This is a genomic window from Jhaorihella thermophila (genome assembly GCF_900108275.1).
In the GTDB taxonomy this organism is placed as follows: domain Bacteria; phylum Pseudomonadota; class Alphaproteobacteria; order Rhodobacterales; family Rhodobacteraceae; genus Jhaorihella; species Jhaorihella thermophila.
Genome location: NZ_FNVD01000036.1, coordinates 1 through 9684, shown reverse-complemented (window position 1 = coordinate 9684; position 9684 = coordinate 1). Strand labels below are relative to the sequence as shown.

Genomic DNA, 9684 nt, shown 5'->3' with positions numbered 1-9684 from the left:
ACAAGGCTCAGACGCCATACACCGCCCCGTCATCACCCTCGGCCAAGGGCGGTGACGGGGGCAGATTAGCAAAGCCAAGATACAGAAGGGTCAGGAGGCTTTCGATCAGATCGATTGCCGCCAGGATCACCGCGTAGGGCAGGATGATCCGCAGGGTCTCGAAAGTCAGCGGCACTGCGGCACCATCGGCACGTGAAAGCGCGGCAGACCGCCCTGGATCGAGGCGAGATCGCCGACCAGAGGCACGTCCCGCCCGGCCCCGATCACCAGCGCGGCCGCCACTGCAATCCCGGCCAGCGGCGCCGGCACCAGACGGGTGATGCGCGGCATCACCCAGATCACCGCCATGGTCAACGCCACCAGCGCGATCATCATGACCGGCGGCGGGCCCGAGAGCCATTCGCCGCCGCCAATGCCGTGGCCACCGCCTTGACCGCTGCCGGGGACATTGAACTGGCCAAACTGGGCCAGGAAGATCACGATGGCCAGCCCGTTCACGAAGCTCAGCATCGCCGGGTGCGGCACCAGTCGAATGAACTTTCCCCGGCGCATGGCGCCGGCGAAGAGCTGCAACAGCCCCATCAGCACGACGGAGGCGAAGAGATATTCGACCCCGTCCTGCGTCACCAGCGACACCATCGCCACCGCCAGCGCCCCGGTCGCACCCGAGGTTGTGCCGGGCCGGTCGCCCGGAAGCGCCGTGATCGGCCCCACGAGTCAGGCCGCGCAAAGCCCCACCAACGGGTGGACCCCGGCGACGAAGGGAAGGCCATTGCCTCGGGCACCAGCGCCAAGGCCAAGGTCAGCCCCGACAGCAGTTCGACCCGCATCAGGGCGGGGCTGAGCCGGGTATCGGGCACCCAGCGGAGGTCGGGAATGGCAAGGCGATCGGAAATGCAGGCCGTGAGGGTTCGGCTCATCGGGGCTCCTGTCGGTGGTCCATCGGGTTTGTTGTTCGCGCGAATCCCCGTCATACGGGTCGATCGGCGCGGAGGCCGTGCCGGCTGCGGGATACCCGCCATGCGCCCAACAAGTGACGTGCAACACGCGCCGGGCGCCGACAGATACAACTGGGATATTGCAGTTGCGCCCCGGAACGCTACAGTCGCGCCCGGAACCGAAGGGGACAGACCATGGCACAGACGAAAATCGGCGTGATCGGCGGCTCGGGGCTTTACGAGATCGAGGGGCTGCAGGATGCGGTCTGGGTCAAGGTGGAGACGCCTTGGGGCGCACCGTCGGACGAGGTTCTGACCGGGCGGCTCGACGGGGTCGAAATGGTGTTTCTGCCCCGGCACGGGCGCGGGCATGTTCATTCGCCGACCGAAGTGCCCTATCGCGCCAATATCGACGCGCTCAAGCGGCTGGGCGTGACCGACGTGGTGAGCGTCAGCGCCTGCGGGTCGTTCCGCGAGGAGATGGCACCGGGCGATTTCGTGATCGTGGACCAGTTCATCGACCGCACCTTTGCCCGAGAGAAAAGCTTTTTCGGCACCGGCTGCGTCGCACATGTCAGCGTGGCACACCCCACCTGCCCGCGGCTGGGCGATGCCTGCGAGACGGCCGCGCGCGAGGCCGGGATCAACGTCCATCGCGGCGGCACCTATCTGGCGATGGAGGGGCCGCAGTTTTCCACGCTGGCTGAATCCAGGATGTATCGCGAGGCCTGGGGCGCCGACGTGATCGGCATGACCAACATGCCCGAGGCGAAACTGGCCCGCGAGGCCGAGCTGTGCTATGCCTCGGTGGCGATGGTGACCGATTACGACAGCTGGCACCCGCATCATGGCGAGGTGGATATCAGCGACATCATCGCGATCCTGATGGGCAATGCCGACAAGGGCCGGGCGATGGTGTCGCGGCTGCCCGCGCTGCTGGGAGCCGACCGCGCGCCCTGCCCACATGGCTGCGACCGGGCGCTGGATCATGCGATCCTGACCGCCCCGGAAAGGCGCGACCCCGACCTGGTGGCCAAGCTGGACGCCGTCGCGGGCCGCGTTCTGTAAGGCTGGGGAGCGGGCGCTGCCCGGCTGCCTGTTGCGCATGGTCCACCTACCGGGCCACAAGGCATCCCACCACGAACCTTGTCGGGGGCGGTGGTCGAAGCGCCGCCCGCGAGCGAAGCAGAACCGGCAGGCGATAGCCCGCGCGAGTGGCTGGCGGGACGCTGCCTTGTGACCTGGCCATCGGCGCGGTCGTGACACATTGCCGGTCGCCAGCGAAGCCGAAGATTGCACGGCCCGGTTCGGAAAGGCCTTCAGGAACACGGATCCGGCAACGTGTCGCCGGGCCGGGAACGATCAGAAACAAGGGTATGGAGACGCGCCTGGATAACGCGCCTTCAGTCCCCCTGCTTCTTTTGCCCTTCCTCTTCGCGCAGGACGGTCACGGCTTCGATCGTGTCGCCTTCGTAGCTGAATTCGATGATCTTGCCCTCGCTGACGTCCACCTTGCTCAGGTCGGCGCCCGGCTTGTACCAGCGCGGGCCGTCCGGCGTCATCACCCTGACCAGGATCTCCGCGACTTCGCCCTTTTCCTTCGCGCCCTCGGCGTGACCCGGAACGGTGTATGCCAGAACCAAAAGAGCCGCCGCGAGTGTCGTGATTGCGAGTTTCACCCTTGCTTCCTCCGATTTGATCCGTCGTCCCTGTTCATGATCCCGGCCCCCGATGCGATGCGCCGTCAACCAGATCGACCGCCCTTTGGCGCAGTTCCGCGATCTGACCGTCGGTGAGGCCCGGGTCGTGCGCCCGGCAGGTATCCGCGCCGTCCGATGGCGTCTTCAGGTCGGCAGTCAGCCACCACAGACAGGCTTCGTTCGGCTCCCGTTCGCCCAGATCCCCCCGCCAAAGCATTAGCGCCAGCTCTTCGGCCGCCGAAGCATGACCGGCAGCGGCCGAGCGGCGCATCAGGTCTGCCGCCTTCGCCCAGTCACGAGCCACGCCGCGCCCGTCGAAATGCATATGCGCAAGGCTGTGCATGGCCTGGGCATTGCCCGCCTCGGCCGCCCTTTCATACCATTCGGCCGCCGCTGCAAGATCCTGCGGGCCGCCGATGCCCTGTTCCAGCATCTGTGCATAGTCGTTCATCGCGCCCACATGACCGCCCCTTGCCGCCGGCCCGGCCCAGCGGCGGGCGACGAGATCGTCCTGCGGCACCCCGTCGCCGATCCGGCAGGCCCGCGCCATCCGCGCCATGCCCTCGGGCGTGGACAGGTCGGGCTTGTCCGTCATGCTTTCGACGATGACGGCATCGGACGATTTCTCGTCAAGGTTTTCGCCCCACCATCCGCAGGCCACGGCTTGCGCCGGCATTGCCGCCGCAAAAGCCACGATGAAGGGGAGCGGGCGTTTCATCAGTCGACCTCCCGCGCCTCTGCCGCAAAGGCTTCGATGTCATCCGCGACGAAATCCGCCACGGCCTGCGCAAAGGCCGCATAGAACGGCGCCTCGGCCCGCATGGCGACGCGCAGCGCGAAGATCCCCGCCCAGCGGCCCAGGTGCCGGTCGAGGAAATCGCGCTGAACGTCATGCGCCTTGCGCGCGGTTTCCTCGTCCCCGGCCTCCCAAGCCTCGGCCTCGCGTCGGGCGAGGTCGGCCATGAACTCCAGTTCGACTGCAATGTGATCGGCCATCTCGCCGCGTTCGGGCGGGACGCGATACCCGACATTGGCAAGGAACCGTTCAACCTCTTCGGTCTTGCGGCCGTGAAGCTCATCCTCGTGGGCCAGCATCAGCCCCTCGCAAGGCATGATCTTGCCCTCGGGGTGATGGAAGATGTTGGTGAAGTCCACCGCGAGCGCGTCGCGCAGAACATCAACGTCGTCATCGCGGAACGCTTCGCCGGGGTCGATGCCCGCCGCCGCGAGGGCGGCGAGCATCTCGGGGCTGCGCAGCCCCTCGATCTGCCCGGCATCAAGCGGACGGCGAAAGACCGCAGCCAGGAGCGCGTACATCTGCGACCGGGCCCCCGCCGCCTGTGCCGATGCCGAAAGGGTCATGCGCTGGCCACCTTCTCGACGGTGACGACCGTGTCGTTCCACCGCTGTTCCCCACCGATCGGATCGGGCTTGTTCGGGATCAGCCAGTTGGGGTGCGCGCCATGGTCGTCGTTCCACCAGATCCGGTGCGCGTCGCGGTCCTCGAGGTCACCCCGGATGTCTTCCGGCGTGGCATTGCCCGAGGCATAGCGCCCATATTTCCAGTGACCGCAGTGGTTCGAGATGGCGATCACACCCGGCACCACGCCCGGCGTCACCCGCGCCTTGGTGGTGATTTCACCGACTTCGGATTTCACCTTGATCAGGTCGCCATTCGCGATGCCGCGTCTGGCCGCGGTCTCGGGGTTAATCCAGGCCGGGTTGGTGTGGTAGATCTCGGTCAACCACTTGCAGTTCTGGGTACGCGAATGCGACTGGACGTTGACCTTGTAGGTGGTCAAGATCAACTCGTCCTCGCCCATCTTCTGGTGCTCGGGGTTCGGATAATAGCTGGGCAGCGGGTTGAAGCCCTTCTCTTCCATCAGTTCGGAATAGAGTTCCATGAACCCGGTCTTGTTCACCTTGTCGGGCGGGAAGCCACGATACACCGCGCCGCCGATCTGCTGACCGACATAGCCCGTGTAGGCCTTCTTGGTGTGCATGTAGCCCTTTTCCATCGCCTCTTCGCGGCTCTTGGCCCTGGACTTCTTCCAGTTCCAGTAGACGCCGAGCCATTCGTCAAAGATGACGTCCTCGGCCGCGAAGGCGGACGGCGGGATCGTACGCATGTAGGAGAAACAGGCCGCCTTGGTCTCGGGGTTGTGATAGACCCCGTGCTCCTTCATGTATTCGAACCCGCCGGCCTCCTTCACCTCGGGGGTCATCTCGCAGGAAAGGCGTACGAACTCTTCCTTGGTCTTGAAGCCCAGCGGCATGCCCATGCGTTCGGCCAGGTCGCAGGCCACATCGCCGAAATCGCGGGTTTCGCCCATCGGCGGCACGATCGGCTGCCGGATGTAGTATTCCGGCCGTTGATCGGGCGACACCATGTCCTCCCAGTCCCAGCGCTCCAGATAGGTGGCTTAGGGCAGGATGATGTCGGCCAGGTGCGAAGATTCGTCGTAGAACGGGGACACCGCCACCGTGAACGGCAGGATGCTCTCGTCCTTGAGGATTTCCTCGTTCGCCTTGCAGTCGCCGTTGGAATACACGGGCTGATACTTCATCCACATGTAGACCTCGGGTCGGCCATAGGAGCCATCCCGGATCAATTCGAAAGTAAGCTGGCTGACATGGTGGTTCGGGAAGGCCACCTGACCGGGGAACCCGTCCAGAACGCCCAGCTTGCGCGCCTTAGGCTTTTCCTTCGGGCCCTTGGGATACTTCCAGTGCGGTCCGACCGCCTTGAGCCGCCCGCCGGGCGCGTCGACGTTGCCGGTGATCGAGGACAGCATCATCAGCGCCCGTTCCGTTTCCACGCCATAGGCATGGGTCACCGCGCCGCGATAGCTGATGATCGCCGCCGGATGCTTGATCGCAAGCTCGCGGGCGATCTCCACGATTTTCTGCGCCGGCACGCCGCTGATGCCTTCGGCCCATTTCGGGGTGTAGTCCTTCAGGTGCTCTTTCAGCGCGGCGATCTTTTCGTCCGTGCTGGCGTTCACGTCCTTGGTCACGCGGCAGAAGCGCAGGAAGTTGCGCCCCTCGATGGGAATGATGTCTTCGGACATGATCACGTTGCACATGGCCAGGATCACGGCGATGTCGGTGCCGGGCTTGATCGGCACCCATTCCCACGACTTGGCCGCGGTGTTGGACAGCCGCACGTCAAAGGTCACCATGCGCAGGTTGCGTTCGACCACGGCCCGCGTCAGCCGGTGCGCCACGGGGTTGTGGTTGGTGTGTGCCTCGTAGACGTTCGAGCCGAAGTTGAGGATGAACTGGGTGTTGTCGAAATCCCAGTTGTCATAGTGACCACCCCAGGTCAGCTCCTGCGCCACCCATTTCGACCCTTCGCAGATCGCCGTGTGGTTGCCGATCGTCCCGGTGCCGTAGGTGGCGAGGAACACGCTCTTGACCATCTTGGAAGTCGAGGACTTCATCCGGCCATAGTGGAACATGAACTTCTCGGGCGTGCCCTCGTCGCGCAGCTTCTTGAGCCGTGCGGCGATCTCGTCCAGCGCCTCGTCCCAGCTGATCCGCTTCCACTTGCCTTCGCCGCGCTTGCCGACGCGCCGCAGCGGATAGAGGATCCGGTCGGGATCGTAGACGTGGTTCACGCCCGCCTGCGCCTTGGCCCACAGCGTGCCCTCGGTGCGGATCGAGTTGTATTGCGGCGAGATCTTTTCGAGCTTGCCATTCTCGACATAGCCCACGATCGGGCAGCGGGTGACGCATTGGTAGCAGGCCGAAGGCACCGCCTTGCGCTCTTCGTAGGTGATCGGCGAAAAGTCCTTGCCGCCATGCAGCAGCGGGCCTTCAAAAGCGGGCCTTCAAACACCGGCGCGTTCACCAGGTGCTTGTCGATGCCGTTGACCTTCCAGTTCAGTCCGGGCACCTGCCGCGCACTTGCCGTGCCTGCGACCAGGCCAAGCGCGGACGCCGTCGCCCCGAGTTTCAGGAATTCGCGTCTGTTTTTCATGGTTCTGTCCTCACACTCCGACCGGACCGGTGATCTGGCCGGCAACCACCACGACATAGCGCAGCAGGAAACCGCCAACGATCACGAGGATCGCGAGCACCATTTCCGTGTATCGGGAGACCTCGTATTTCTTCTTGTAGATGACGCTGGGCGCGACGTGATACAGCTCCACCAGCCCCGGGATCGCCAGGCCGATCAGCACCACGCCACCCCAGAACAGACCGGCCAGCGGACCGCCGGGCAGGATCGTGTCGATGGCATAGCGCACGTCGCCCACGGTCAGATAGGCGAACATCACGAACAGGAACACGGCCAGGATTTCAAAGGCGATCATGGTCACGTCGGCACTGGCCAGCACATAGCCCGACTTGTGCACGACTTCGCGTTGCTCTTCGCTCAGACCGCCACGGGTGATGAACGACCGGGCAAAGATGATCAGCGCGGTGCCGGTCGAAAGCGCGGAAATCAGGAACAGGAAGGCCAGCATGGGCGAATTCCAGAACGGCCGCGACGGCATCGACCCCAGCAGAACGCCGGTATAGACGGCCACGCCGATCCCCAGCGGAATGTTGATCCACGCCAGCCACACCCGCCATTTCAGCCGGTCGCCGAACAGCATCGGAAGAAACGGCAGATAGGTGTAGGCATACATCAGGCTGGTGACGATGAAGGCCACCAGCAGCCACGACCCCACCGACATCGGCGACAGGTTGGCCATCAGGAAGAGGTTTATGAAGCGGAAATAGTGTCCCGCCTGCCACGACCCCAGTTCGAACACGATCGCGGCGACGCCGACGATCACAGGGATCGGACCCAGAAGCGCGCCATAGCGGGCGATTTCATGGTGCACACCGCGCGGGCCGCCGCCACCGCGAAGCATCATCGACGCGCCGACGACCGTCGCGCCCGCACCCATGCCTGCCAGAAAGAGATAGAGGATGACAGGCAGTCCCCAATAGAGTTCGTGTTCCATGGTTACCTCCGCTCAAGATGCCGGCGGTTGGTCTTGACATCGACATACATGCCGTCCGGGCGCGGATCCTTTTCGTCCGTATGGTCGGCGCCGATGTAGTAGACGTTGGGTCCGGTGCCCTTTTCGGGGCGCAGAACCGTCACCGGGTTCTCGGCGATGAGTTTCGACACTTCGCTTTCGGGATCGTTCAGATCGCCGAAAATGCGCGCCCGCGACGGGCAGGCCTCGACACAGGCCGGTTGCAGCCCCTGGCTGACACGGTGAATGCAGAAATCGCACTTGTCGGCGGTTCCGGTGTCCTCGTTGACGAAACGCATGTCACAGGGGCAGGCCTGCACGCAGTATTTTCAGCCGATGCAAATGTTCCTGTCGATGACGACGATGCCGTCCTCGTCGCGCTTCCATGTTGCGCCGGTCGGACAAACCGAAACGCAGGCCGGTTCGTCGCAGTGGTTGCACAGCCGTGGCAGGAAGCTGCGAGAGACGTTGGGGTAATTCCCCTTCTCGATCTCTTCGACCCAGGACCGGTTCTCGCCCAGCGGCACCTTGTATTCCGCCTTGCAGGCCACGGTGCAGGCGTGAACGCCGTAGCAGCGCCGCGCGTCGATCACCATCACATATTTCTTTTTCGCCTTCGACTCCACGGCCGAATTGGCATCGCCGCCGGCCAGCGTTCCCGCCGCGGCGGCCCCAGCCGCCCCCGTGCCAAGGAACGCACGCCGGCTGATGCCTGGTTTGTCGGGATAGTCCTTCACGGCTCCCTCCTCTGGTCGCCAGATGACGGGATGCCGTTCGTTGAAGCACGCGGCCGGTTTCGACACACGCGGGCCTTTGCTGGTCGCGGCACCGAGCGAGCGGCATCACGCGTTCGTGAATAGCACCTTCGCCGTGCGTGACGTCGATCTGGATCAACGACAGATCACTTTCGCAACCGCGAAGTAGAGCCTGCTGCATCGCGGAAACACATTGATTGACATAGACCAAATTTTTCTGCGCCGCAGCGAAAACCCGAGTGAAACTGGGGGCCTCGTGACCACGCCCAACCGAATCGCCCGTCTCTTCGTTTTCCTTGCCGGTGTCGTTCTGGGCTCGTCCGTCCGCGCCGATCTGCCCGGCCCGCTGGTCGATACCGCGTGGCTCGCCAGCCACCGGGATGCGGTCGCGGTGGTCGATGTGCGCTACAATTCCGAGGCGTTCATGGAGCTCGGCCACATCCCCGGCGCGGTGTTCATCGACTGGCACGACATTCGCGCGACCCGGATCGAGGACGGAGTGGAACTGGTCGGCATGTTGCCGGGCCCCGAAGATTTTGCCCAGTTGATGCGCCGGGCTGGGATAAGCGACGGCACGCAGGTGGTGATCGTCAACGGCGGTCGCAATTCCGCGCAGGTAACCGCCGCCGCGCGGCTTTACTGGCAGCTGAAATACTACGGGCACGATGCGGTGGCGCTGCTGGACGGCGGCAAGGCGGCGTGGAAACAGGCGGGCCTGCCGATCAGCCACGACGCCCCTGTTGCCCCGCCTCCCGGCACCTTTGCCATCGGCGACGGGCGGCCCGAGTTCCTGGCGACACTGGCGGACGTGGACACGGCTCTCGATACCGGATCGGCCGCGCTGTACGATGCCCGTGAATTCGGTCCCTATTTCGGCCTGTACCATTCAGCGACGGTCACGACGGGCGGCCACATTCCCGGCGCGGGTTTCGCCCCCAGCGATGCCTTTCTGACCCCCGGTCCGGTCAAGCGTTTCCTGGACGACACCACGCTGCGCCGAGCCATGACGGGACTGGGCGCCGACGGGCCGGCCATTGTCTATTGCAACTGCAACACGGGCCATTTCGCCGCAGGCACTTGGTTTGCCCTTCACGAATTGGCAGGCAACAGTCAAGTCAGCCTATATGACGGGTCGATGAACGAATGGACCCGCAGGGGTCGCCCGGTCGTGGCGTTCTCGATGGAATAGGACAGGTCCGGAGACCGCGGCAAAGGAGATCAGGCATGAACGCCTTCGAACGCTACCTGACCCTCTGGGTTGCGCTGTGCATCGTGGCGGGGATCGTGCTGGGGCAGATGTTTCCCGGCTTCTTCCACG

8 protein-coding genes and 2 pseudogenes are annotated in these 9684 nt (G+C 64.5%); 2 read left to right on the top strand and 8 right to left on the bottom strand.

The window, feature by feature from the left end; genetic code table 11:
• Positions 1-73 precede the first annotated feature (73 nt).
• Positions 74-920, bottom strand: a pseudogene (locus C4S70_RS17705) (SulP family inorganic anion transporter); the annotation flags it as partial.
• A 213-nt stretch (positions 921-1133) separates the two neighbouring features.
• Here C4S70_RS17705 and C4S70_RS17700 point away from each other — a divergent pair.
• A complete protein-coding gene (locus C4S70_RS17700) occupies positions 1134-2006 on the top strand; it encodes an S-methyl-5'-thioadenosine phosphorylase (RefSeq protein WP_104009422.1) in 873 nt (290 codons plus the stop codon).
• 335 nt (positions 2007-2341) lie between these two features.
• Here C4S70_RS17700 and C4S70_RS17695 read toward each other — a convergent pair whose 3' ends face one another.
• The 7 genes and pseudogenes from C4S70_RS17695 to dsrO all read right to left on the bottom strand — a co-directional run bounded on the left by C4S70_RS17695 (position 2342) and on the right by dsrO (position 8348).
• Complete coding sequence (locus tag C4S70_RS17695) at positions 2342-2617, bottom strand: hypothetical protein (protein ID WP_146064260.1); 276 nt, start codon at positions 2615-2617, stop codon at positions 2342-2344.
• A 34-nt stretch (positions 2618-2651) separates the two neighbouring features.
• Complete coding sequence (locus C4S70_RS17690) at positions 2652-3356, bottom strand: tetratricopeptide repeat protein (protein ID WP_104009420.1); 705 nt, start codon at positions 3354-3356, stop codon at positions 2652-2654.
• Positions 3356-4000, bottom strand: a complete 645-nt coding sequence (locus C4S70_RS17685) for a TorD/DmsD family molecular chaperone (protein ID WP_104009419.1) — start codon at positions 3998-4000, stop codon at positions 3356-3358. The genes C4S70_RS17690 and C4S70_RS17685 overlap by 1 nt, the downstream gene beginning before the upstream one ends.
• Positions 3997-5028, bottom strand: a complete 1032-nt coding sequence (locus tag C4S70_RS17680; protein ID WP_104009418.1) for a molybdopterin dinucleotide binding domain-containing protein — start codon at positions 5026-5028, stop codon at positions 3997-3999. The genes C4S70_RS17685 and C4S70_RS17680 overlap by 4 nt, the downstream gene beginning before the upstream one ends.
• Positions 5029-5061: 33 nt before the next feature.
• Positions 5062-6396, bottom strand: a complete 1335-nt coding sequence (locus C4S70_RS17675; protein ID WP_160114908.1) for a molybdopterin-dependent oxidoreductase — start codon at positions 6394-6396, stop codon at positions 5062-5064.
• Positions 6397-6630: 234 nt separating this feature from the next.
• Positions 6631-7593, bottom strand: a complete 963-nt coding sequence (gene nrfD, locus C4S70_RS17670; protein ID WP_104009416.1) for an NrfD/PsrC family molybdoenzyme membrane anchor subunit — start codon at positions 7591-7593, stop codon at positions 6631-6633.
• A gap of 2 nt (positions 7594-7595) precedes the next feature.
• Positions 7596-8348 (bottom strand): annotated as a pseudogene (dsrO, locus tag C4S70_RS19265) (sulfate reduction electron transfer complex DsrMKJOP subunit DsrO).
• A gap of 274 nt (positions 8349-8622) precedes the next feature.
• Between dsrO and C4S70_RS17660 the strand changes: the two are divergent.
• The gene (locus tag C4S70_RS17660) at positions 8623-9555 is read left to right on the top strand and encodes a sulfurtransferase (protein ID WP_146064259.1); all 933 of its coding nucleotides are present in this window, start codon (positions 8623-8625) and stop codon (positions 9553-9555) included.
• Positions 9556-9684: the final 129 nt, after the last annotated feature.

Bases quoted from the DNA above. Each gene is read 5' to 3' on its own strand.
- C4S70_RS17680 (WP_104009418.1), bottom strand. From the start codon at position 5,028: ATGGTGTCGCCCGATCAACGGCCGGAATACTACATCCGGCAGCCGATC.
- C4S70_RS17700 (WP_104009422.1), top strand. From the start codon at position 1,134: ATGGCACAGACGAAAATCGGCGTGATCGGCGGCTCGGGGCTTTACGAG.
- nrfD (WP_104009416.1), bottom strand. From the start codon at position 7,593: ATGGAACACGAACTCTATTGGGGACTGCCTGTCATCCTCTATCTCTTT.
- C4S70_RS17685 (WP_104009419.1), bottom strand. From the start codon at position 4,000: ATGACCCTTTCGGCATCGGCACAGGCGGCGGGGGCCCGGTCGCAGATG.
- C4S70_RS17690 (WP_104009420.1), bottom strand. From the start codon at position 3,356: ATGAAACGCCCGCTCCCCTTCATCGTGGCTTTTGCGGCGGCAATGCCG.